At 64.5% G+C, this 24,216-nt stretch carries 20 protein-coding genes and 1 pseudogene; 7 read left to right on the plus strand and 14 right to left on the minus strand.

Annotated features, from left to right (window positions below; genetic code table 11):
- Positions 1-95: 95 nt before the first annotated feature.
- From FYC77_RS17190 to FYC77_RS17215, 6 genes are all read right to left on the minus strand, one after another.
- Positions 96-560 (minus strand): PAS domain-containing protein, encoded by a 465-nt coding sequence (locus FYC77_RS17190; protein WP_149082728.1) that lies wholly within the window; start codon positions 558-560, stop codon positions 96-98.
- A gap of 160 nt (positions 561-720) precedes the next feature.
- A complete protein-coding gene (gene leuS / locus FYC77_RS17195; RefSeq protein WP_149082729.1) occupies positions 721-3,675 on the minus strand; it encodes a leucine--tRNA ligase in 2,955 nt (984 codons plus the stop codon).
- A 137-nt stretch (positions 3,676-3,812) separates the two neighbouring features.
- Positions 3,813-4,232: an Hsp20/alpha crystallin family protein gene (locus FYC77_RS17200; RefSeq protein WP_149082730.1), complete on the minus strand. Its 420-nt coding sequence runs from the start codon at positions 4,230-4,232 to the stop codon at positions 3,813-3,815.
- Positions 4,233-4,348: 116 nt separating this feature from the next.
- Positions 4,349-4,804 (minus strand): peroxiredoxin, encoded by a 456-nt coding sequence (locus FYC77_RS17205; RefSeq protein ID WP_149082731.1) that lies wholly within the window; start codon positions 4,802-4,804, stop codon positions 4,349-4,351.
- An 81-nt stretch (positions 4,805-4,885) separates the two neighbouring features.
- Positions 4,886-5,704, minus strand: coding sequence for a prephenate dehydratase (gene pheA, locus FYC77_RS17210; RefSeq protein ID WP_149082732.1), 819 nt, complete (start codon positions 5,702-5,704; stop codon positions 4,886-4,888).
- Between the two features lie 260 nt (positions 5,705-5,964).
- Complete coding sequence (locus FYC77_RS17215; protein ID WP_149082733.1) at positions 5,965-6,273, minus strand: non-histone chromosomal MC1 family protein; 309 nt, start codon at positions 6,271-6,273, stop codon at positions 5,965-5,967.
- A gap of 225 nt (positions 6,274-6,498) precedes the next feature.
- Between FYC77_RS17215 and FYC77_RS17220 the strand changes: the two genes are divergently transcribed.
- Positions 6,499-6,696, plus strand: a complete 198-nt coding sequence (locus tag FYC77_RS17220; protein ID WP_149082734.1) for a hypothetical protein — start codon at positions 6,499-6,501, stop codon at positions 6,694-6,696.
- 365 nt (positions 6,697-7,061) lie between these two features.
- On the opposite strand, the gene pheT is transcribed toward FYC77_RS17220, so the two are convergent.
- From pheT to FYC77_RS17255, 7 genes are all read right to left on the minus strand, one after another.
- Positions 7,062-8,789 (minus strand): phenylalanine--tRNA ligase subunit beta, encoded by a 1,728-nt coding sequence (pheT, locus tag FYC77_RS17225; RefSeq protein ID WP_149082735.1) that lies wholly within the window; start codon positions 8,787-8,789, stop codon positions 7,062-7,064.
- Positions 8,789-10,315: a phenylalanine--tRNA ligase subunit alpha gene (gene pheS, locus FYC77_RS17230; RefSeq protein WP_149082736.1), complete on the minus strand. Its 1,527-nt coding sequence runs from the start codon at positions 10,313-10,315 to the stop codon at positions 8,789-8,791. The genes pheT and pheS overlap by 1 nt, the downstream gene beginning before the upstream one ends.
- 342 nt (positions 10,316-10,657) lie before the next feature.
- Complete coding sequence (locus tag FYC77_RS17235) at positions 10,658-12,100, minus strand: ICP22 family protein (RefSeq protein WP_149082737.1); 1,443 nt, start codon at positions 12,098-12,100, stop codon at positions 10,658-10,660.
- 181 nt (positions 12,101-12,281) lie between these two features.
- A complete protein-coding gene (locus FYC77_RS17240; protein WP_149082738.1) occupies positions 12,282-13,907 on the minus strand; it encodes a tryptophan--tRNA ligase in 1,626 nt (541 codons plus the stop codon).
- Between the two features lie 236 nt (positions 13,908-14,143).
- Positions 14,144-15,379: a tubulin/FtsZ family protein gene (locus tag FYC77_RS17245; protein ID WP_149082739.1), complete on the minus strand. Its 1,236-nt coding sequence runs from the start codon at positions 15,377-15,379 to the stop codon at positions 14,144-14,146.
- 77 nt (positions 15,380-15,456) lie between these two features.
- On the minus strand, positions 15,457-16,503 hold the full coding sequence (endA, locus tag FYC77_RS17250; RefSeq protein WP_149082740.1) for a tRNA-intron lyase: 1,047 nt from the start codon (positions 16,501-16,503) through the stop codon (positions 15,457-15,459).
- A 162-nt stretch (positions 16,504-16,665) separates the two neighbouring features.
- On the minus strand, positions 16,666-17,442 hold the full coding sequence (locus FYC77_RS17255) for an endonuclease NucS domain-containing protein (RefSeq protein WP_149082741.1): 777 nt from the start codon (positions 17,440-17,442) through the stop codon (positions 16,666-16,668).
- A gap of 555 nt (positions 17,443-17,997) precedes the next feature.
- Here FYC77_RS17255 and FYC77_RS17260 point away from each other — a divergent pair.
- The 5 genes from FYC77_RS17260 to FYC77_RS17280 all read left to right on the plus strand — a co-directional run bounded on the left by FYC77_RS17260 (position 17,998) and on the right by FYC77_RS17280 (position 22,887).
- Positions 17,998-18,993, plus strand: a complete 996-nt coding sequence (locus FYC77_RS17260) for a PhnD/SsuA/transferrin family substrate-binding protein (RefSeq protein ID WP_149082760.1) — start codon at positions 17,998-18,000, stop codon at positions 18,991-18,993.
- Between the two features lie 41 nt (positions 18,994-19,034).
- Positions 19,035-19,841, plus strand: coding sequence for a phosphonate ABC transporter ATP-binding protein (locus FYC77_RS17265; protein ID WP_149082742.1), 807 nt, complete (start codon positions 19,035-19,037; stop codon positions 19,839-19,841).
- A complete protein-coding gene (phnE, locus tag FYC77_RS17270; protein ID WP_149082743.1) occupies positions 19,838-20,929 on the plus strand; it encodes a phosphonate ABC transporter, permease protein PhnE in 1,092 nt (363 codons plus the stop codon). The genes FYC77_RS17265 and phnE overlap by 4 nt, the downstream gene beginning before the upstream one ends.
- 148 nt (positions 20,930-21,077) lie before the next feature.
- The gene (locus FYC77_RS17275; RefSeq protein ID WP_149082744.1) at positions 21,078-21,599 is read left to right on the plus strand and encodes an AAA family ATPase; all 522 of its coding nucleotides are present in this window, start codon (positions 21,078-21,080) and stop codon (positions 21,597-21,599) included.
- Positions 21,600-21,711: 112 nt separating this feature from the next.
- Positions 21,712-22,887 carry an HD domain-containing protein gene (locus FYC77_RS17280; RefSeq protein WP_149082745.1) on the plus strand — a complete coding sequence of 392 codons (1,176 nt, stop codon included), beginning with the start codon at positions 21,712-21,714 and terminating at the stop codon, positions 22,885-22,887.
- Between the two features lie 12 nt (positions 22,888-22,899).
- On the opposite strand, the pseudogene FYC77_RS17285 reads toward FYC77_RS17280, so the two are convergent.
- A pseudogene (locus FYC77_RS17285) lies at positions 22,900-23,203 on the minus strand (MazG-like family protein).
- A 102-nt stretch (positions 23,204-23,305) separates the two neighbouring features.
- Here FYC77_RS17285 and FYC77_RS17290 point away from each other — a divergent pair.
- Positions 23,306-24,145, plus strand: coding sequence for an inositol monophosphatase family protein (locus FYC77_RS17290; protein WP_149082746.1), 840 nt, complete (start codon positions 23,306-23,308; stop codon positions 24,143-24,145).
- Positions 24,146-24,216: the final 71 nt, after the last annotated feature.

Consider the following 24,216-nt stretch of genomic DNA (forward strand, 5'->3'; position numbering starts at 1 on the left):
AACCGAGTCGTGAATGCTGAACAGTAATTGCTGAGAAACTGTAGCCCTTCCGCCTGAGCACGTTTCGTCTCTTTCATTCTGTCAATAGACGTGTTCTACGCCGAAAAACAGCTGCTGGAACTAAACCCCGGAAGTACTGCTAGAACCGTCTCACCGCCGGCTCGGGACCGTGGTCGCCAGTGGAGCGTTCCGACGACCACGTCGTCCGTTCCGTCACGCGGGAGGCGCTCGAGTCGCCCGTCGAACGCGGCGACGTCGCCGTCGGCGGTCCGAATCGCGAGCGAACACGACGTCGGTGTAACTCCGGCGTCCCCGTCGTTTCCGACGTCACGGTCGGTTACCGCCTCGAGTGCGTCGGGAACGTCCAAGAGAATGGACGCGAGCGGCGTTCCGCGGAGATCTTCCGCCGAATACCCCGTCCGCTCGGTAACGGATTCGGTTACCCCGAGGATCTCGCCCGTCGCCGAGAGCAGGAGGGTGGCAATGTCTCCTCGAGACGGGGGCTCCGGGGTACGGGGAGCGTCGTCCCGGCTCGCGGGTGGGCCGTCGGAACGAGTCACGGGTCGGTTAGTCGACGAACGATAATAAGTTCGGCCGTGGCTCGTTCACGCCCGGCGAATCGGATTGTCGGTGATTCGAGCTATCACTGGTGGAATCGACGACCCTCCTGCTGGCTGGAAAACGCCAAAGAGAGTTAGAGAACGGGTCGGGTTGGGTAGTTTACTCGAGATGGATCGCTGGCCGGAACGGTTCGGCCTGACTCGCTTTCCCGTCGGGGTCCACCGGGCCGGCGTCTTCTCGCGGTTCCTCGTCGTCGCCGCCGTCTCGCGGCTCTGCCGCTCGACTGTCCGCGGAACTTCGTTCCGCGCTACTCGTTTCTTCCGCGGCGCGTCGCGCCGCGCTCTCCCCGTAGACCTCGACGTCAGCATCGAACTCGCGGGCGAAAAACGACGCGGCCTCCTCGTAGACCGACTGCTCGTCGACCGACGCCAGCGTCTCGAGGGTGTCGTCGTCGTGCTCGCGGACGAACGAGACGAGGTCGCCGACGAGGCTGTTGACGGCGTCGCCTTTCTCGCGCAGCTGGTCGTTTTGCATGACCTCGCCCATCACCTGGCCCTGGTTCGGACCGACGTCGATGACGGTCTCGAGGACGTCGCGTTTCCAGTCGGCGGCGACGTAGAGTCGGACCGTCTCCGGATCGGTGTCGGTGACGTCGACGATGTCGCGAACGTCTTCGAGGACGTCCTCGACCAGTCTCTCCTGGACGACGATCGTCGAGTCCTCGAACTCCGGAACGGGTTCGGGCCACGGGACGTCCTCCGCCGACTCGCCGGTCAGGCGCTCGTGGAGTTCGTTCGCCAGGAACGGGACGAACGGCGCGAGCAGACGCAGACGGGTCTCGAGGACCGTCCGGAGCGTCCACCGAGCGCCCGGGCGCTCGAGGTCGGCGCGGCGACGGTACCACTTGAGGTACTCTTCGAAGCCGTAGAACGCCTGCTGGCTTGCGGTTCGGGTCTCGAAGCGGTCCATCGCGTCGGTGACCGAGCGCACGGTCTCCTGGAGCTTCGCGAGCAGCCAGCGATCGATCGTCTCGAGGTCGCGCTCGCCGTCGGGGGCGTCGATAACCTCGAGTGCGCGGTTCCAGAATCGGGATAACTGATCGCGCGTCGAGCCGACCTCCTCGGCGCGCCAGTCGAAGTCCTGCCAGGGCTCGGAGCTGTTGAGCAGGAAAAAGCGCACCGTGTCGGCACCGTACTCGTCGATGGCCTCGTCGGGGAGGACGACGTGGCCCTTCGAGGAGCTCATCTTCTCGCCCTCGAGGAGGCCCATGCCCATGCTGGTGATCCCCTGTGGCCACTCCGACTTCTCGAACAGCTCGGCGTGGTGATAGAGGAAAAAGGTGAGGTGATTCGAGATCAGGTCGTTCGCCGAACACCGGAAGTCGACGGGGTACCAGTACTCCCACTCCTCGCGTAACTCGAGTGCGCGCTCGTCGGGGTCGTCCGCGGCCTCGGGGCCGTAAAACAGGGTGTCGAAAAACGCCCTGTCCATCGCCTCCGGCGGGACGTCCTCGAGTCGGTGGGCGATGGTGTAGTAGGCCATGTAGATCGTCGAGTCCGATAAGGGTTCGATGACGAACTCGTCGTCCCACGGCAGTCGCGTCCCGAGGCCGTAGTTGCGGATGCAGGGCCACTCTTCGAGCCAGTCGACGGTGTGGGTGTACTGCTCGCGGGTTGTCTCCGGAATCGCCTCGAGGTTCTCGACCGCCTCGAGGGTCTTCGCTTGCCACTCTTCGTCGTTGTACCGCAGGAACCAGGTCTCCTGTTCGGCGACGACGACCTTCCCGCCGGCCCGCGAGATCACGGGCTCGGGGAAGTCGTACATCGCCGCGAACTCGCCCTGTGTCTGGAAGTGGGCTTTCAGCTCCTCACGGACGTCCTCGACGACCTCGCCGGCGAACTCGCCGTACTCCTCGGAGAGGACGCCCTGGTGGAACTCCCGGTTGTAGACCTCCTGGGTGACCGCCTTCGGGTCGGGGTCGTCTGCGGAGTCGATGCCGTGGGACTCGACGGCGTCTCTCGCCGGGATCTCGCCGTAGTCGTCGACCGAGAGGATCGGAACCGGTTCGATGGCCTCGACGTTGGCCGGATCGATACCGTACTCGCGCAGTCGCTGTGCGTCGGCTTTCGCCTCCTCGAGCGCGAGGTAGTCGTCCGGGCTGTGGGCCGGCACGGACATCACGACGCCCGTCCCGCTGTCGGGGTCGACGAACGACGCCGGGAGCACGAGCACCTCGTCGCCGGTGATCGGGTTCGTGACGGACTCGCCGACGTACTCTTCGCCCGCGACCTCGCGTTCGACCGCGATCTCGTGGTCCTGTAGCTCGAGTTTCTCGACGGCCTCGAGGGAGACGACCCACCGTTCGCCGTCGACCGTCGCCTCGACGTACTCGCCCTCGGGGTCGATGTAGGCGTTCGTGACTCCGCGAACGGTCTCGGGACGGAGCGTCGCCATGGGGAAGACCGTCTCGCCGGACTCGAATTTGACGAGCGTGTACTCCTGGTACTCGACGTCCTCGCCCTCGAGTAAGTCGTGGGTCGTCACCGGGTTCTCCTGTTCGGTACAGTACTTGACCGGATGCAGCCCCTTCTCGAGCAGCCCTCGCTCTTTCAGGGTTTCGTACTGCCAGGTGATGAACTTCGAGTAGCGCTCGTCGTTCGTCGTGAACTCTCGACGCCAGTCGATCGACAACCCCAGCTGCTGCATTCCCCGCTTGTAGTGTTCCTCGATGAAGTGGCGGGCGTAGCCCATCGGCGTCTCGAGGTCGGCGAGGGTGTCCTCGGAGACGTTGTACGTATCCCGCAGGACCGACAGCTGATCCTCCTCGCCTTTCTTGAGACGCTCGACGGCACCGATGATCGGCGTGCCGGTGACGTGCCAGCCGATCGGAAAGAGCACGTTGTCGCCTTGCTGGCGGCGATACCGCGCGTAGACGTCCGGAACGGTGTACGTCCTGGCGTGTCCGATGTGCATCCCGCCGCTCGGATACGGGTACGGCACCGTCACGAACGTGGAATCGTCTAGGTCTCGCCCGTCGGGGTCAGCCTCGTACCGCCCCGATTCGGCCCAGCGACTGCGCCACTCGGCCTCGAGTTCCTGCGGGTCGTAGCTCATGGCTCCCCGTAGTGTCGGATGGGGTAAAAGCACTACCACATCGGGCCGAACTGCGCGCGACGACGCTGTTGGCCAGAGTCGCGGCCACTCGCGGGGGTCGCCTGAACCCGATCAAGGACGTCACCGCGCCCGTCCGATCACTCGATGTCGATCTGCCTCGACTCCTCGCCCCCGCCGACTTTCGGGAGCTGAATCGTCAAAACGCCGTTTTCGTAGCCTGCCGACACCTCGTCCTCTTCGACCGGCTCGGGCAGTCGAATGCGCCGGTTTGCCGTCTTGTGCGTGCGCTCACGCCGGATGTACTGCCCTTCCGCGTACTCCGTCTCGTGAGTGCGCATCGCCTCGAGTCGAAGCGTTCCCTCCGAGAGCGTCAACGAGATGTCGTCGGTCTCGTAGCCGGGGAGGTCCGCGGTGACGATGTACTCCTCGCCCGCGTCGGCGACGTCGACGGGAACCGATCCCGGCACCTGGAGTCCGCCGCCGGTCATTCCCTCACCGACCTGCCGGCTGAGCCGATCGAGCATCTCCTCGAGTTCGTCGAACGGGTTTCCTCGCATAGCCGTAGCTACGACCTCGAGGGGGATAAATTCTGCCCGAACTCGAACGACAGAACTGACTGTTTCGTCTCTGGACGGGTTTTATCTCCCGCGACGTATCCACCCGATTCGCTCGCTTACTCCGGCGACGAGACGATCCCTTCCTCGAACGCCTCGCGGAGGACCTCCCGGGCGTGGCCGTCCGGGTCGACGTCCTCGTAGGCGGCGTGGACTTCCCCGTCGGCGAGGAAAAACGTCGTCCGTGCGGCCGCGCCATCTCGCACGTCGACGTCGAACGCCGTGGCGAGTTCGGCGTCGGGATCCGCGAGCAGGTCGAACTCGAGGGCCTCCGCCTCGGAAAACGATCGGTGAGACTCCACGTCGTCCGTGGAGACGCCGTAGACCGCTACGCCCGCGTCTCGGTAGCTCTCGAGTTCGCGCTGGAACTGAGCGGCTTCGGTTGTACAACCCGGCGTCTCGTCGCGGGGGTAGAAGTACAGGACCGTCGGCTCCTCGAACGAGAGGGTTACCTCCTCACCGTCCTGGTTCGGTGCCGTTACGGTCGGTGCGTCGTCGCCCGAAGCGAGTGCCATACCGGGACACCGCCAGACAGCGATAAAACGGTTGGGACTCGAGTTGCCGGCCGGACCGGTTCGGTTGGCGACCCGTCTCGATCAGTCGACGACGTGTTCGGTATCGTAGGAGCCGAGTCGGCGAACCCAGCCGTCCTCGGAGAGTCCTTCGATCTCCTCGATCGCCTCGATCGTTCGGGACTCGTAGAGACCGGCCTCGAGGTCGATGTGGAAGACGTAGTCGCCGAGGCGCCGTCCGCTCGGACGCGACTCGACGCGGGTCATATTGATGTCCCGGTCGGCGAAGGGCTCGAGCAACTCGAGCAACAGTCCGGGGTAGTTCGCGTTCGGGTAGGCGACGAGCGTCGTCTTGCCACCACCGGTCGAGCGATCCTCGACGGGTGCGATGGCGAAAAACCGGGTCGCGTTCGAGTCCTGGTCCTGGATGTCCTCGGCGAGGACCTCCAGGGCGTTTCCGTTCTCGGCGTTCGCCGGGTGGCCGATACCCGCGACGGAGGGGTCTTCGCGGGCGAACTCGACGCCCTGTGCCGTGCTGGCGACGGCCTCGAGGGCGACGTCGGGGTACTCGGACTCGAGGTAGCTCCGACACTGGGCGAGCGCCTGGGAGTGACTGGCGATCGTCTCGAACCCCTTGCCCTGGGCGAGTAGGGCGTGTCTGATCGGCGTGACGATCTCGCGGACGACGGCGACGTCGTACTCAGCGAGCGCGTCGAGGCTCTCGGTGACGCTTCCCTCGATGCTGTTTTCGATCGGAATCACGCCACGATCGTACTCCCCGCCAGCGACGGCGTCGACGATCGATGTGACCGACTGTCGAAAGTCGATCTCTTCGGCGTCGGCGATCGCGCGCGTCGCCCGGTGGGAGTAGGTCCCTTCGGGTCCGAGTGTGACTGCGGCCATCACCTCGCAGTTGGGTCGAGGGCGTCAAAAACGCGTGGGTTTCGACTCATACGGACTCGTGAGGTATTCGCCGCTAATGGAATACGCATACACTCGATAGCTAACCCCTGGATTGCCAGATATCCCGGCAGACCGGAACGTTCTGTACCGAGGCGGTTCCGACCACAGCCACGGCTTCATGCGAACGTTTCTACCGACGCCCCACGGTCCGACGACGAAACCAATCGGCCCTCAACTCGCAAAACGCACGCGATCGTAGATTACTCGTCCAGGTGTTCGATACCTTTCTTGGAGACGTTCGCCTCCGTGATCTCGCTTGGCATCCAGTCGGGTTTGTCGTCGGGTGCGGTCTCCTCCCAGGCCCACCCGTCGTAGATATGGACCTTGTCCGTCCCTTTCTCGCGGAGCTTGAGTTCGACGCGGTCGGCTGCATCCTCGCTGGAACCCGGCTCGAGCCGCCGGGCGGCTTTCAGCGCCGCCTGTCGTGGTGTGTTTCCCGAGAAGACACTCGACTCGTCCCCGTTCGATTCCCGCAGTGCAAAGTTTCGCTTACCGTCTTCGCGTACCATGGTTTTACCTCCGTGTCAATTCAGCGCACGACCTGACATAAAGATATCCCCGAAAACCGACCGACAGCGTCGGTATATTTAAGTAGGCCCAGTTCGCTATTCCACCGCAGTATCAGTATTTTCCGTCCCGATTCCGTTCGTACTGGTTGTCCGTGGCACTTGTCCGTTCGATCGTAGAAAACACTTAAGTATATCCTACGGCGAAGTTCGTCATAGAATCCCGCGATGGTACGGAAAAAGAAGCTGAGTCCAAGCGGTGCGAAAGACGAAGACGGCAACTATCACAACGTCCACCTCAACCTCCACGAGGACGAACTCGCAGTCGCGGGGATGGACATCGGCGACGAGGTTTTCGTCCGGGTCCGGGACGGCAAGATCATTATCCAGAAAGCCGACGGGGACGACGTCGAGCACGAATTCTAAGGAACGAAGTTTTGCTTTGCGGGTGCGCCCGGCGCACCCTCGACAAAATCTTCAAAAGAGCGCGGAGTGGTCTGCGTATGTTCTGACCCTATCCCAGGGCTCGTTCAGCCGTGTTTCGCTTGAGTATCGAGTTGCCGTTGATCAAGGGGTTCAGCTGTTTCGCTGGTCACTCGGCGCTCTTTTGGACCTCGCGGAACTTCACTCCGCTCAGATTCGATCAAAAGCACTCCTCTTTCCTCTCCGCCCGTTCCACTCGCTCCGAGTCAGTCGTCGGCCCGCTCGCTCACTTCGTTCACTCGCGGTACCGTTTCTGACTCGTCACCACCGGGCAGTTCCTGCGTTCAAAAAGAATCGCCAGCGGCTGGTCAGCGCAGCGCCTCGAGGTCGAACTCGAAGCCAGCGACGGGCACCTCGAGGTCGTGTTCGACGAGCACCTTCGGGTGAACCTCGCCGATGACGCCGACCTCCTCGCCGTCGATCACGACGCTCGCCGTTCGGCCCGGAATGTAGGTTGGGTGGTCCGTCGGCGGCGTCTCGAGATCGACGTCGAACCGCCGCGCGAGTGCCTGGAGGCGGGCCTTGGCGTCCTCGTAGCCGGCCTCGTGGCTGGCGAGGACGGCCCCGACGCGTCGCCGTTCGGCGACGCCGGTGTTCTCGCTGTCGTCGACCGCGGCGGTGAAGCCGATCTCCGCGAGATCCTGTGGGTAGGCGCGGTGAGTGTTTCGCTCTAAGACCATCAGCAGTGAGGGCGTCACCCACGTCCGGAGCATCGTGTAGTCCTCGCTGTATGGGCCTTTGATCGTGGGTGGATCACCCGCACCGTAGACGTCGTCGTCGGGAGCGATCTCGAGTCGATCGAAGTTCTCCGCCTCGCTGATCATGTGGAAGTTCAGCAGGTCCTCGAAGCCCAGACCCACGAGTTGCGTGCGGACGGCGTCCTCGAGACGCGAGCGTTCGTGGCGGCCGCCGACGGTGCCCACGTCGGGGTACTTCGGCTCGAGGTCGTTGAAGCCGTAGGCGCGACCGAGATCGTCGATAACGTCTAACGGATGAAGCACGTCGACACGATAGGGCGGGATCGTGACGTCGTAGACCAGATCGCCGTTCTCGTTTTCTTCTGTTTCCGCCTCGAGTCCGGAGCGCTCCGCGAGGTCGATCACTTCCTCGGAACCGAGATCGATGCCGAGGATCGTCTCGATGCGGCCGTGGGCGACCGTCTTGGTCTTCGTCGAGAGGTCGGGACGGACCAGTTCACGTCCGCCCGAGTCGCCATCTGGGTACTCGACCGTTACTGACTCGAGGGTCGCTCCGCGGGCCGCGAGTGCGTAACAGACAATATTGAGCATCTTGTCGATCGTCCACTGATCGGTGCCGGTCATCTCGACGAACAGATCGCGAGAATCCGTCGAGACCTCCGTGCGGCGACCGTTGATCACCGGCGGGAACGAGAATAACCCGAGCTCATCGTAGATCGCCGGGTAGCGCTCGTAGTCGCTGACGAGGTCGGCGTAGGTCTGGCCGGTCTGGTGTTCCTCGAGCACCTCTGCGGGCGTCAGCTCCTGGTCGGAATCGAGGGGGACGAACCGATCCCCGTCGGGTTCAACACCGACGTACTCGATCGTCGGGCTCCCCTCCGTCGCCGGGTTTCCCTTCATCATTGTCAGGTCGTGGATCCCGATCGCGCCCTTTGCGCGCTTTCGCCCCATCGTCGCGTGCAGTTTCTCCTGCAGTTGGATGAGCGACTCGAGGCCCTCCTCGTCGAGGTCGACGTTCCTGACGACGGCCCCCGTCACGTACGGCCGCTCGTCGGGAACGGAGTCGTCGACGACGATCGTCCATTCGGCGGCGTTCGTCGAGGGGACGTACACGCCACGGGAATCACCGTAGTGATACCGCATCGAGCGGGCAACACCCTCGACCGAGAGCCGATCGAGCCGGTCGGGAGCGAACTCGAGTTCGAACGCGCCCTCCTCGGTTCGTCCCTCGAACTCGAGGCCGAGACCGAACAGGTCCTCTTTGAGTTCCTCGTCGCCTTTCTCCTCGCGGCCGGTCAGTTCGCGTAGTTCGTCTGGGTCGATGTCGACCGTGGGCATCAGTAGGTCACCTCCGTCTCCCGCAGCAGTTTCAGATCACAGAGCGTCCCGTGGATGTCGCGGATGTCCTCGAAGCCGTACATGAGCATGAGCAACCGCTCGAGTGCGAGCCCCCAGGCCATCACGTCACAGTCGACGCCGAGTGGTGCTAACATCTCCTCGCGGAAGATGCCCGAGTTACCGATCTCGACCAGTTCTCCGGTCGTGGGATGGGTGCCGAACAGCTCGAAGCTCGGCTCGGTGTAGGGGTTGTAGTGGGGTTTGAACTCGATGTCCGTGATCCCGAACTGGGCGTAGAACTCCTCGAAGGTGCCCATCAGGTCTCGCACGGAGAGGTCCTCGGCCATCACCCACCCCTCGATCTGGAAGAACTCGAGTAAGTGGGTCGGATCGAGCGTGTCGTTGCGATACACTTTTTCGACGCTGAAAAAGCGCGCGGGCGGCTCGATCTCGCCGATCTGCTCGCCGGAGAGATAGCGGGTCGACAGCGAGGTCGTGTGCCCGCGGAGCGCGAGCGCGCGGGCGAACTCCTCGTCCCACGGCGAGTGATAGCCCTCGCCGTCCTCGCCGACGCCCTCACGGTGGGCGCGCTCGACGTCTGCCACCAGTTGGTCGGGGAGGTCGTCGATGTGGGTCGGCGCCTCGAGTGCGAAGCGGTCCCAGTGTGTTCTGGCTGGATGGTCCTGGGGCATGAACAGGCAGTCGTTGATCCAGAAGTCCGCGTCGACGTGGGGGCCTTCCATCTCCTGAAAGCCCATGCCGACGAGCGTCTCCTTGACGCGCTCTGCGGTCTGTCGCAGGATGTGGACCCGTCCGCCCTCGAACCGTTCGGCGTCGGCCTCGACGTTGTACTCGGCGAACTCGACCTCGTCCCACTCACCGCTGGTCAACAGTTCGGGCGTCACCTGACCGACGGTTTCGGCGGTCTCGATTCCCGCCATTAGTTCCGTCACGGCCCGTTCGGTGAGCGTCACCTCGCGGACGGTCGACTCGGAGCGCTCGAGCAATCCGCGCCGCTCGAGTCCGTCGAGAACGTCACCCTCGACGTCGACGGCGTCGGCTGCCGTTTCCTCGGCGTCGGCGAGCGTCTCGAGGGCGTTCGCCTCGGCGTCGGACGCCGAGTCGGCGTCCGGATCGGCGGTGATCTCACCGCTGTCGATCGAGCCGTAGCCCTTTCGCGCGTAGTTCGAGAGCGCGATGTCGACCCCTGCTCCCTCGAGTCCCGACGCGCCGATCACCTGCCCCATCTGGGCGGGTTCGTCGGCCGCACCCGCGTCGACGGCGGCCTCGTACAGTCGGATTTCGGGGAGTCGCTCGTCGGCGTACGTCACGCCTTCGTCGGTGAGCGAGATCGTTTCGTCGACGCGTTCCTCGATGGCGACCAGCCCCTCCTCCTCGAGTTCGAAGACCGCTCCGGTGACGGTTTCGGGCGGAAGGTCTGTCGCCTCGGCGACGGCGTCGACGGACGTTGCCTCGTCCGCGCTCGCGGTCTCTAAGACCGCGACCTGTGATTCCTTCAGTTGCATTCGCTTGTTGGTATGGCCGAGTGGCGGTCAGTTAGCGGTTCCGACTCGACGCCGGCCTGTGACCGGCGCGCTGTGGACGGTTTCGCCGCGGACGCCCGGTGTGGGCACCCACGGGTCCGCCGTCACTCGAGTGACGCGAAGAAAAAGCCGAATCCCGCTTGCGTCCGGTGTGGTCTGCTGGCGACGCGATCCGGATGGGATTCGGATACCATACGGGTGAGAATCCGCCCGTCCAGCAAAAACCTTGTGGGATTCGTTCACACGACGCCGAACCGTTCGTACGAATCGGTCGACGGTACAAAACGTGAGGGGCGACGCTCCGTGAGCCGACCGAAGGCCGAATCACCCGTCGGAAACCCGCGTCGTCTCGAGCGATCCCGATCCCATCCAGACGAACCCGGACTCCTCGGCGGTCGCCTTGGCTTTCGGCAGTGCCGTCGGGTCGAACTCGTCGTCGAACTCGAGGCGCGTTTCGTTCGGTTCGGTCGCCGGAAGTTCCGGAAGGAACTCGTCGTCCTCGAGGACGCCCTCGACGGAGACCGCGCCGCCCGCTCCCAGCGCCATTCCAAGCGCCCGATAGCGGTCGTCTTCGGTCTCCCACTCGACGCCCGACCCGAAGGAGTCGTTCGAGACGCGGGCGGTTTTCGTCGTCCCGGAGAGCGTTCCGAATCCCGTTGACTCCTCCTCGGAACCGGGCGATCCCTCGCCGCGTGCCTCGTCGGGTTCACCGCCCGTGGCTCCGGGCGAACCTGTGTCGTCGTCGGTCTCCTTCGAGTCGCCTTCGTCGCCTACCCGCGACACCGTCGGCGATCCACGGAGTTCGAATCCGTCGGTTTCGCCGGTTCCGCCCTCGTCAGTGGCCGTCGACCACGTCGGCTCCGTCGTCGTCTCCTCGCGTGACCGAGATTCGCCCTCGCCGCGCGTCTCGGATTCGTCTCTCGTCGACGACCGGGCGTTCGACGCGGGCTCTGACCCAGACCCCGATTCGGCCTCCTCGATGAACGACGCGACGTCGTCGAGCGTCGCCTGGGAACTCTCGGCCGACGCTTCCGGGTCGCCCGTCCTCACACCGGCTCCGTCGCGCTCGCGCTCGCTCGTCCAGGCTGGCCACGGTTCGTCCTGGCCGCTCCCTGCGTTCGAACGCTTTTGGCCGCTTCTCGCGCCCGAACGATCTCGCTTCGCCGGAACGTACATCTCGAGTCCGTGTTCGGGCAACAGCGGTCGGTCGACGGCCTCGATGCGCTCCCCGTAGCGTTCCAGCAGGTCCTCGAATTCCTCGCCGTCGACCAGCGCCGCACGCCACCGATCGACGCCGTCGGAGAGCAAGACGAATCGAGCGCCGGTTCCAGCGAGTAACGTCTCGTCGATTCTCGCGAGGATCGCCGGCAGGTTGTCGGTTCCGAGCGGCGAGTCGGGATACTCGAGGGTCGCCTCGCGTCGCCGGCCGTTGTGGTCGACGACGCTCGCCGAGAGCCTGTCGCGCGAGACCGCCGTCGCGCAGTCGAACGACCAGCCGACGGCCTCGAAGACGCCGGCGAGTTCGGACTCGAGACTTTCCTGGGAGTACCGCGCCGAGCAGGAGACGCCGCGGTCGCTCCGGGCGATCATCCGCCGGAGGACCGCCACCCGGTCCCGCCCATCCTCGAGTGCGTCGGCGAGGACCTCCTCGAGTGGCCCGTCGGTTCCGCCCTCTCGTTTGATCTCGGCCGACGTGACGCCGAACGCGCCGAGGACGTCGACGCAGATCAGGAGTCCCTCGTCGCTGTCGGGAGGATCGGGGACCATCCTAGCTGACGGTTTCACGAACAGCCGTATATATCTACGTCAGACGTGGTAAGATATTGTCACTACGTGATGAAAAATACGTTCCACGATACCACCGTTGCGCTCGAGTCCATCGAATCGGCGCGCAGGTGGTCTCGTCACCGCGGCGACTCGAGTGCTACCGACGTCTCGGCGACCCGCGTTACCGACGTCTCGACGACTCGAGTTCGATCTCCGCCTCCTCGAGAAGTCCTTCGACTTCCGCGCGTTTCTCCTGGTGGTCCGCGAGGAACTCGCGCATGAGCTCGGCGGCCTGTTCCTTACAGTCGCCACAGAGGCGCTCGCCGCCGACGCACTCGTCGTAAACCAGTTTGGCGAACTCGTCGTCGTCGCCGGAAAGCAGGTAGGCGTACAGCTCGTAGACGGGACACTCGTCGGCTTTCCCGCCCTTCTCGCGCTGTTCCTCTGCGGTCTCGCGGCCACCCGTCGTCGCCGATTTGACCTTGTCGTAGCCCTCCTCGGGGTCGTCGAGCAGGGAGATGTGGCTTGCCGGAATCGACGAGGACATCTTCCCGCCGGTGAGGCCAGTCATGAAGCGGTGATAGATCGACGACGGCGGCCGGAAGCCGTAACCGCCGTTGTCGACCTCGACCTCGCGGGCCAGTTCTTCGGCTTCGGCGAGGTCGATATCGAAGGCGTCGACGTGATTCTCGTAGACGCGCTTTTCGCCGTCGATGGCGTCGATCAGCGCCTCGAACGCATCGTCGGTCGCTCGCCGGTCGAAAAACCGCGTGCGGGGGCGAATCGGCTCCATCCCCGCTTCCTCGAGTTTCGTCAGCACCGAACTCAGGGTGTCCGCGTCGGTCTCGAGGTCGGAAAGCGGCGTCTCGGCGAGCGCCTCGGCGACGTGAGTACACCGCAGGGTGTCGTCGTCGAACTCTTCGGGCTCGAGTCGCTCGTATAACTCGACGACGAGAGCGCGTTCGTCGGGCTCGAGTTCGAAGCTGGCGTAGGCCTTCGATACCTTGAAAAAGCGCATCCGTTCGGCCAGATCCCGCGCCAGCCGGACGTGGGGATCCTGGTCGGGACCGACGGGGATCACTGTCGGCTTGGGTTCCTCGAGTTGCGGATAGAGGATATCGGCCATCTGGGTGACGACCGACTGCATGTGTGAGACGTCGGTCTCGCCGTCGAAGCCGTAGATCGACTGGAACTCCGAGAAGTTGGCCTCCGCGCCGAGTTCGAACGCCAGGTCCTGGACCTCCCGGTTTTCGGACTGGCGGTAGAGCGTCCCCTCCTCGGGGTCGAAGCCGAGTGCGAGCAACGAGAGGAGGTAACTCCGGGCGTGCTCGTCGATCTCCTCCCAGCTCATCCCGCGGGCGGCGTGGGCCTCGAGGTCGGCGATCAGACCGTAGGCGTCCGCGCCCTGCTGTTGGTGCCAGATGATCTCGTCGAAGACGAGCTTGTGGCCGATGTGGGGGTCCCCCGTCGGCATGAAGCCCGAGAGAACGGCCGCGGGTTCGTCCTCGCGCATCGCCTCGGCGACCGGGCGGTAGTCACGGTGGCCGAAGATGACTCCCCGACGCATCAGGTAGTGAGGGTTCGGCACCTCCTCGAGTACCTCGTCGAACTCCTCGATGCCGAACTCCTCGAACAGTTTGCGGTAGTCGGAGACGCTCGAGGATCCCCAGGGGTCGAGGGCCACGTCGTCGACGGCTCCGCCGTCTGCTCGAGGGACCTTCGATCCCTCGCCGTCAGCGCCTGCTGCCCCGCCGTCGGGTAACGGTGTTCCGTCCTCGGATTCCTCGAGTGGATCGTCTCCGGTCATCACCACCGCCTTGGCGCTCCGGCGCGCAAAAACCTTCGCTTCCGTTCCGTGAGGAGTGCCTCGACGGAGACGGAACGCGGCCGACAATCGACGTGTCCGCCGCACTCGGCCCGAAGGCACGAGTGGGTACCCGGAACGCAGATCGAACGACTTCGCCGGAGCCGACGGACGACCGACGTAGCGATGCCCATCGATTTCGGTAACGAACGAGAGACGCCCGCGTTCGGCGAGCGTCCTCACCCCCCGCCGGTATCGATCGGCTTGTTTCTGGCTCGCATCTCCGCGATGCGTTCGACCGGTTCGACGCCAGCGAGGACGACGACGACGAAGACGAGATCCGTCCCGGGACGGGGTGCGTCGCCGCCCAGGACCTCGACCGACCCCGTCGTCGACTCGATCGTCTTCCGGGCGTCGGTGATCGCCCGCCGGTTGAGCCACTCGGGCGGTCCCCCGACGATCAACATCCCACGGTCGGCGTTCTCTCGTTCACACTCGAGGGTGAGTTTGCCACGTAACGCCTTCCCGACGGTGGTCTCGATGGCGCTGACTGCGGCGGCGGTGTCGACCGACGGCTCCGTCGAGAACAAGCCGAGACCGAACCGGGATCCGTTTTCGGCTTCGACACGCTGTTCGCCGTATCCGAGCGTCACCAGATCGGTTCCGTCGCCGAGGATCCGCCCGACGTCGTTTGCGTCGATGACGGTTTCGGCCTCCGGCGTCGCCGTCTCGTCGCGTACGTCCGCGGTCGCGCCGAAAAGCGCCGCGACGCGCGTTGCGATCTCCTGGTTGAGCCGATCGTGGCCCTCGACGAGGCGTTCGCCGGGTTTCAACCAGGGCTCGTTGTCGAAACAGATGATCGCGTTCGCGAGCCCAATGAGGGACTCGAGCGTTCGGATCGCGTTCTCCTCGGCGAGCGGACGGGTTATCGGCTCCGGCTCCACTTCGTCTTCGTCCCCGTCTCCGTCATCGCCGCCGGAACCGGTGACGTCCTCGTCGGTGACACTACCGGCGTTCGGCGCTCGCCGCAGGTCGTCGTCCGGCTCCGGGGGCGTGAGTTCGCGTTCGGCGGGCAACGTGGCGAGGGCGTACACCGGCGCGTCGTACACCGTTTGAAGCGTCGCGACTAGGTGGGGTGCCGTCCCACCGCCGGATGCTCCGCCGAGACCGACGACGACGAGAAACGCGTCGGCAATCGACGGCTGTCCTCGATCCAGCCGGCGATCGAGTTCGTCGACTGCCTCCTCGCCGACTGCCTCGCCCCGGCTCAGGTTCCCGTTGAGTCCGTTCTCGACCGTCCCGCCGTAGCAGTATCGGTGGTCCTCCGGGATCGAGAAGAGTTCCGCCAGACTGGTCGCGTCCGTGTCGAACGCGAACGCGTCGCCGACGAACGAGTGGTCGTCCGGCTCGGCGTCGACGATCGCATCGGCGATCCGACACCCCGCGCCGCCGACGCCGATCACCTCGAGTTGCATACCGTCACCTATCGGCTGGTGGGGCTTTCACGTTTCCGTTCACGACCGTTTTCGTTGTGCCCCGAAACATATCCCGCTCAGGGCGTCAACCGCTCGAGTGACCACCACTCCACGCCGTTCTCGCCGACGAGCGCGAAGACCATCGTCTTGCGGACGCCGTGGGCGAGGCGAACGTCGAGTGCGAGATCCCGCGGTTCGAAGACGTATCCTGACGGGTGGACGCGAATCAGCAACTCGGAGTGGCCGAGATCGTCGACCGACTCGACGTTCGCGTACGTCCGAAAGTCTGCACCGAACTTGTAGCCGGTCTTGGGGACGATTCCGCGGTCGCGAAGCGCCGCGTAGACCCGAAACCGTCGCCGAAACCGCTCGCCTTCGACCTCTCGACCTCGCTGTCGGACGGTCGCCGGATCGAGATCGATCGCGCCGCGCTCGGCGAGGTAGGTCGCCTCGAGCAACGAACACTGCAGCGTCGGCCGCTCGTACTCCCGGCCCTCGAGGGGCTGGCCGTAGAACGCCTCCTCATACAGCTCGAGGGGAGGATCCCAGACGACGACGCGATCGGCCAGCAGGTCGGCGCCGCACCGATCGGGGAGTTCGTTCTCGGAGCTCCCCCGCGGATCCTCTCGGCTTACGTCGAAGTAGGTAATCTCGCTCTCCTCGTCGACGACCGCCAACACGCCGTCGGAGAGGTCACTCGCCGGCACGTCGGTCCGCTCGCCGATGATCGTCAGCGCGTAGCCGATCTCCCCGTCTCCGGGCCCCTTCCCTCGGGGAAAGACGGCGAAATCGGTTTCAGGCGGGTCGTCGACCCAGGGTTCGGCGGCCGGCGAGAGATAAAAGCCCCGAGAGCGCAGGTCGGCGTAGACGAGAAATCTCACTCCGAAGCCGTCGCCGGGCTCGCGGGCGACGAACGATCGGAACTCGAGGCGATCCCCGGTGTCGTCGACGACTGCCTCGAGATCGCCCCGAAAGAGCAGGTGAGCGGCCTCGACGGGTGCCAGCGCGATCTCGTTGCCCGACAGCGGGTAGCCGTAGCCTCGTGAGTCGTGATACCGTTGGCGTGCGTCGCTGCCTACGCGGACGACGCCCGTCTCGTCGTCGTATCGCCCCTCGAGTGACATGGACGTGGCTTAGCCGGCGGACACTAAGTGGCTGTGGATCGATCGTTTCGGCTGACTATCGACCGAAAAGCCGGCCGAGAGCACCACGGGTGTTTCCTTCGAGGGCTCCGAGCCGGTGCGACTCGGTCGAGTGGCGTCGTCACATCGTTACAGCAATCCGTCTCAGTCATCGCTCGCGGGTTCGGTCTCGAGCGATCGCGTCGCCGCGCGCTCGCAGGTGGCATCGAGACAGCGGACGCCGGTTCGGGTCTCGAACGTCGGTAGACCGCAGGCGCACTCGCCGTCGACGACGCCCGACGGGAGCGCGAAGCCGGTGTCGCAGTCGGGGTAGTGTTCACACCCCGCGATGAGGCCGCCACGGCGCAGGATTCGGAGGTCACCGTCGCAATCGGGTTCGGGACAGCACCACTCGCGGTCGAACGCCTCCCCGACCGCGTCGTCGAGCGACTCGCAGTTCCGGTCGAGACAGACGTTGAACGCGAGGCCGCGTTCGACGCGCATTCGGGGGAGACCACAGTCGCAGTTGCTCTGGTCGGTCTTGATCGTCGCGTCGGCGGGTACGCCGTAGCGGGTCCCACAGTCGACACAGTGGACGTCGTTCGATCGGACGAGTGCGCCGTCACAGTCGGGACATGTGCCGACTGGCATGCCCGCGGGCGAGGAGGGGTAGTGGGCGAACCCGTCCTGGTCGTGGGTGGCGATTCGGAGGAGTTGCTCGTCTTTCTTTGCGACGAGTGCGAAGCCGTCGGCACGGTCGCTCGAGACGCTGTCGGCACGGGTGAGCCACGCGACGGGCTGGTAGCCGTCGACGTCGTGGACGAGGACGGTGTTGTCGGGCTTGACCATCGTCGTCACCCGCCCGCGGTACTCCTCGCGGTCGGCTCCTTCGGCGATGACGGTACAGTCGCCCGCGAGCACGCGAATCGCGTCGTCGATCATGTCCCCGTTGGCCGCGGCTCCGTACTTAAACCCGCGTCCGTGGGTGGACGTCCGTGGCGGGAAAACGGTTGGGGGTGTATCGGAAGTAAGCGATGTCGAGTGGCCTCGTCGTTCCTCCTGCTCGAGAGGGGATTGTGCGATCCGTGTCTAAACCATTTCGATTGTTTCCGATCGGTGCTCTGGGGAGTAAATATATGTGGGTATTACGCCTTTTGTGGGGTAAAAACACAAAAACAGCCATCCACTTCCGATTGTAATTTCTACTTTATTCGAACGTTGGAAACAGCATCCGTCGAGCGGACAAATAGCAACATTATAAAACTTATTTAGATGCAGTGTCTCAGGATAACGCGAATGGTGGACAAGACTACCGCAGCGTCGAAAACGAGACGGAAATTCCTGGCGACCACTGGTGCAGCTGGTGCGTTGGCACTGGCAGGGTGCTCGTCGGACGGAAACGGAAATGGGAACGGAAACGGTGGCAACGGCGGAAACGGCGGAAACGGCGGCAACGGTGGCAACGGGGATGCCGACGACGACCCGATCACCTGGGTGATGAACCCGGCCGAGGATACGATCGACATCGAGATCCAGTATCAGCCCCTGTTCGAACTGATCGAAGACGAGTTCGACGTCGAGATCGAAGGGCTACCGACGAGTAGCTACTCCGGAACGATGGAGCAACTCGACCGCGCCAGTGACGGCGATCGGATCTTCGCCGATACGTCGCCGGGTGCGGTCCCGAACCTCGGCCCCGAGGAGATTGACGTCGTCGGGATGCGGGAGGCCTTCGGTGCGGAGCGATACTTCGGAACGCTCGTCACCACGGCCGACAGCGGAATCACCGAGGTTGCCGATCTCGAGGGTGAAGCGGTCGCCTCGGCCGACGTCGGCTCGGTGTCGGGTGGGATGGCACCGCTGTGGATGCTCCAGGACAACGGGCTCGACATCGGTAACGCCGCCCAGGGTGGCAGTGCCGAAGACTTCGAGTGGCGAAGCGGCGTCGCACACGACCTCGCCGTCGAGGAACTCATCCAGGACGACACCATCGCCGCGGCGGGCGCAGGCGAGTTCGCGTCCATCCCGCACGTTCCGGAAGACCAGATCGAGGGCGACTTCCCGGATCTCTACGAAATTTCGCCGGAGGTCGACATCGCCGGCACGCGGGATCCGGAGCTTCGACTCCTGGACGTCTCGCCACCGATCCCGCGTGCGCCGATCGTCGTCAACACCGCGTGGGAGGAAGATCTTCGATACGACATCGAGGAGTTCATGCGCGGCGTTACCGCCGAGGAACTCGACCACGACGCCTTCGACCTCGCCGACGCACTCGACCTCGACCTGCCCGACGGCCTCCTCGAGGATTACAACGATCCGGACGCCTCGGCGGATCCAGACGAGTACGATCTTGACGACGATCAAGAAGACGATTGGCAGGCGTTCGACGATCACACGCTGTGGTTCAGCGGTATCGTCGAGGCCGACCACGACGACTACGAGCCGGTCCGGGACTTCACCGATGACCTCGGGATTCCCCTCGACGACATATAAGGGAAGCCACAAATAATCCCACTACAAACTCAGGACAACTGATGAGCAAAATCGTCGTCGACAATCTGAGAAAAACATACGGCGAGACCGTCGCACTCGACAACATCTCGTTCGAAGTGCCGGCGGGCGAGTTCGTCATCATCCTCGGCGTCTCCGGATCGGGGAAATCGACGCTGTTGCGGTGTATGTCCGCGCTCACCGAGCCGACCGAGGGACAGGTCCTGGTCGACGGTGAGCCGATGACCCAGCCACGGCCGGAGCTAGCGATGATCTTCCAGCAACACAACATCGTCGGCGATATGTCGGCCTATTCGAACGCCCTCTCGGGCGGTATCAACCGCTGTGGGTTCTTCGAGAGCGTCTTACAGCTTCAAGACACCGACGAGAAACAGCGCGCACTCGAGGCGCTCGACACCGTCGGATTACTGGACGAAGCCGAACAGAAAGCCCGGCGGATGAGCGGCGGCCAACAACAGCGTGTCGGCATCGCGCGGGCGCTCACGCAGTTACCGGAGGTGTTGCTGGCCGACGAGCCGGTCGCGAGTCTCGATCCCGGAAGCGCACAGGACGTGATGCAGTACCTCCAGCGCGCGGCGAACGAGCGGGAGCTGACGACGTTTATCAGTCTCCACCAGGTCAACATCGCCCGCAAGTACGGTCAGCGATTTATCGGCCTCCACAACGGCCAGAAGGTCTTCGACGGCTATCGCGAGGACCTGACGATCGACGTGATCGACGAGATTTACGGCGATATCGACACCGAGGGGATGTTCGTCTCGGACGACGGCGACGGAACGACCCCCCAGCAGTCGACGAACGAGAACCGTGAGACGGGGGCCGCACCGTGACCGACGCGGATCGGTCGAACGCGGCGACCGACGGCGGAACCGATCAAACCCAATCGCTCGAGTCGGCGAGCCCGGCGGTCAACGAACAGTTCGAAAACATCCGGGAAACGCGCCGGCGTCGGGCACTCGGCTGGCTCGTCGGGACCGCGGTGCTCGCGTTCATCACGCTCCAAGGGCTCGCCGCGACCGAGTTTTTCGACGACCGGACGAACTTCACGTGGAGTCACTTCGCCGACCGGATGGGATCGTATTTCCCCAGAACGGAGTACGGCGGCGTTCCGTTTCTCGACGTCGGGAACTACTGGGAGTTCATCCGGAACAACGAACTGGTGTACGACCCCGACGTCGGTGGACTGCTCTTTCAGTTCCCGCCGAACGCCGCGGATCTGTACGCGTTCGTCTTCCAGGAACTCGGTATGTTCACGATCTTCGGCGAGGCCGGAACGACCCTCGCGATGGGGCTCGTCGGAACCATCCTGGGCTTTCCGCTCGCGTTGCTGTTCAGCGTGCTCGGCTCCGAACGAGTGACGCCGTTCCCGATCAACTTCATCTTCCGTGGGATCATGTCGTTTATCCGTGCGATTCCGGCGATCATCTGGGCGCTGATCTTCGTCGCCCTCGTCGGTCTCGGCGCGGCCGCGGCGACGCTCGCGATCGGACTGAACACGATCGGAAATCTGGGTCGCCTGTTCGTCGAGGAACTCGAGGAACTCGAGGAGGGTCCGATCGAGGCGATGCAGACGACCGGGGCGAACAAATCCCAGATCGTCTTCTTCGGGATGTTGAGCCAGGTCAAAACCTCCTTTATCGCCTGGACGCTCTACATCTTCGAGATCAACGTTCGGGCGGCCGTGACCGTCGGCGTCATCGGTGCGGGCGGGCTCGGTGCGGTCGTCGCGGCCCAGGAGAACTTCCGTGCGTTCAGCAACATGATGGCGACGCTGTTTGTCATCTTCGTGCTGATCTTCCTCGTCGAACTGTTCAGTCAGCGCCTCCGGGCGCGACTCCGATCCGACGAGGAGAAGATGAGTTGGCGCGAACTCGTCCTCGGCTTTCCCGACCGCTTTGCCCGGTCGATGTTAAAGTAACGTCGACTCACTCGAGTCGGCGGCCGTTTCGGTTCTCTTGGGTTTCTCGTGGTGCGTTCCGACTCGCCTCGTTCGCCGATCGCCTCGGTTCGAGCCGGCCGCAACGAAATCCGGGCCGATTTTGTACCAGTACCGACGAACAGGGTTCGTGGCTCGTCCAACGCTGATCGTCTACTGTGGATTGCCGGGTGTGGGAAAGTCGGCCGCCTCAGCCTATACGACGGAGCGCCTGCAGGCCGAACGCTATCGCAGTGACGAGGTACGAAAACAGCTGTTTCCAGACCCCGAGTACACCGCCGCTGAGACCGACGCGACCTACGAGGAACTACTCGAGCGCGCTCGAACCGCTCTCGAGGGTGGCTCGTCGGTCGTCCTCGACGCGACCTTCCGCACGGAGCGACTTCGCGATCGTGCGGCCGCGCTCGCCCGAGAGATGGACGCGGAGATAGTATTCACCCGCGTCACCTGTGACCCCGACGTCGTCGAGCGCCGCCTCGCCGAGCGAACGAACGCCGTCAGCGACGCCGACCTCCGGGTCTATCGGCTCGTCAAGGAGTCGTTCGAGCCGCTCGAGCGCGACCACGTCGTGGTCGACAACTCCGGCTCGCTCGAGGAGACCCGCCGGCAGATCGATCGCTCGATACTGGGCGTGGTACGCGAGCGCGCGTAATCGACCGATAGACGGCAGAGGTTTCTGGCGCGCTCCGTAGACGGCAGGAGGGTTTTGTCGGTGGCGCGCTCGAGACCACCGGTGCTAAGCCGTTGCCGTGACGAGTTCGACCATGACCACGGTCAAGGATAGCGTTCACGACTATATCGAACTCTGCCCGACGGCCGAGGCGCTTCTGGATACGGCCGCGATGCAACGCCTTCGGTACGTCCGCCAGCTGAGCACCGTCCAGTTGGTCTATCCCTCGGCGAATCACACGCGATTCGAACACAGCCTCGGCGTCTACCACCTCGCCTCCCGTGCGGTCGACCAGCTTGGACTCGAGGCAGACCTCGCGGATCGTCTGCGAGCCGCCGCGTTGGTCCACGACGTCGGTCACGGGCCGTTCGGCCACCAGACCGAGGCCGCGATCGAGCGCCATCTTGGCCGTCACCACGACGAGATCGAGTGGCTGCTCGCCGACACCGAACTCGGCGACGTCCTCGAGGACCGCGGACTCGATCCCCGCGAGATCGCGGCGACAGTCGACGGCCGCGGCCCGCTCGGTGAACTCGTCTCCGGTACCCTCGACGTCGACCGGATGGATTACCTGGTTCGGGACGCCCATCACACCGGCGTCCCCTACGGGACGATCGATCACTCGCGTCTGCTCTACGCCCTCCGCGTCGTCGACGGCGAACTCGCACTCGAGGACGGCACCGTCGCGACCGCCGAGAGCGCACTCATCGCCCGGACGCTGATGAACGCGACCGTCTACCGCCACCACGTCTCCCGAATCGCCGGCGCGATGCTCGATCGGGCGAGCGAACGTCTGCTCGTCGACGACGTCTTCGACCCCGAGGCGTTCGCCCGGCTCACCGACGCGGAACTGCTCGCGGCCTTCGAGGACCACGACCCGACCGCCGACTTTGCAACCCGAATCCGGGAGCGGGACCTCTACAAGCGGGCGCTCTGGGCCCGTCGCGAGGCCGTTCCCGAAGACGTCGTCGGCCTCGAGTACGACCGAACGCGTACGGTAGAGCGCGAGATCGCCGACGCTGCCGGCGTCGACTCGAGCGCCGTGATCGTCGACAGCCCCTCGGAACCGACCTCACCCGAATCCAGGGCGAAGATCCTCGTCGACGGCGACGTTCGCCGACTCGAGGAACGCTCCGCGCTGGTCGCGGGACTCGACGCTTGTGCCCGCGAAGTGTGGCGACTCGGTGTCTACGCGCCCGAAGAACACCTCGATGACGTCCGTGCGGCTGCCTCGACGATACTCGCGGTCGAGACCGACGCCACTCGATAACGCTTTTCTCGATTACGCCCCTGACCCGGGCGTATCGGACGTATCAAGCCGTTTTTCGTACTTCTCGAGCGCCTCTTCGAGCGCCTCCTCGGCGTCGATCTCGAGGGAGTCGGCCAGCGCGAACAGCGCGAACAGGGCGTCGCCGATCTCGTCGTCGGCGATATCGAGGTCCACAGGAGAGGTGCCGTAGCCGGTCGACTCGTTCGCGTCCTTTCCCAGTTCGCCGACCTCGGAGACGAGATCGAGCAGTCTGAACTCGGGTGGTGCCTCGATCGTGTCTCTCGACGAACTCCGCGACCGTCTGTTGTCCGTCCATACCCGGTCCACCGGCGGGTCGGCCAAGAATTACACGAATGCCGATTAGCGGTCAGATGCCGGATCGAAACGTTCATCGGATGGCGCTCGAACCGATGTTGTCATGTACCCGTCACGCTCCGAACTCGAGGCGACGGCGATCGAGGCCTGCCTCGCCGGCGGATCGTACCTTCGGGAGACGTACCGCTCGGAGGAAACGGAGGCCGAACGGCTCGCCCACGACGTCAAATCTAGCGCGGATACCGGCTCGGAACGCCGAATTCTCGAGGTGATCCGATCGCGCTTTCCGGACCATCGGATCGACGCCGAGGAGTCCGGCGTCCACGACGGGAGTGGCGACGGAGCGTCTTTCGAGTGGATCGTCGATCCCCTCGACGGGACGAACAACTTCGAGTCCGGACTGGCGTCGTTCGCGACGGCGATCACGGTACTCGAGGACGGAGAGCCAATTCTCGGCGTCGTGTACGTGCCGATGCTCGACGACCTGTACGTCGCCACAGGCGGTGAGGGCGTCCGGTACAACGGCCGCCCGGTCGGCGTCGATGATGGCGACGACGGCGATGGTGACGACGGCGGTCGCGACGCCGATCTCGAGCCGTCGACCGCCACCGTCGTCTCCGTCATCGGCCACGACGTCAAACGAGAGCCCGACCACGAGGCGGTCTCGGAGGCGATCAACCGCGCGCTCGAGGACCGGTGCAAGCGCCGCCTCGAGAGCTGGTCCCCGACGGTTCACTGGGGGCTGCTCGTCCGCGGCCGACTGGACGGGATCGTCTGTTACCGGCCGGATCGGGAGGAACAACTGCTCGGCGAGTTGTTCGCCGCGGAACGCGGACTCGAGACGGACCGCGGCGAGAACTGGTTCGTCGCCGCCGGAACCGATCCGATGTTCGACGCGCTCCGGGCAGTCGTCGCCGAGACGGTCGACGACTCGTCGCGGTAGCCTCTCGGCGGGGGTGACGGTCGGTCGGCAACAGGTGTCCGGAACAGAACACGTTTCGGTGTGTCCCCTCG

It is taken from the genome of Natrialba swarupiae (assembly GCF_008245225.1).
In the GTDB taxonomy this organism is placed as follows: domain Archaea; phylum Halobacteriota; class Halobacteria; order Halobacteriales; family Natrialbaceae; genus Natrarchaeobius; species Natrarchaeobius swarupiae.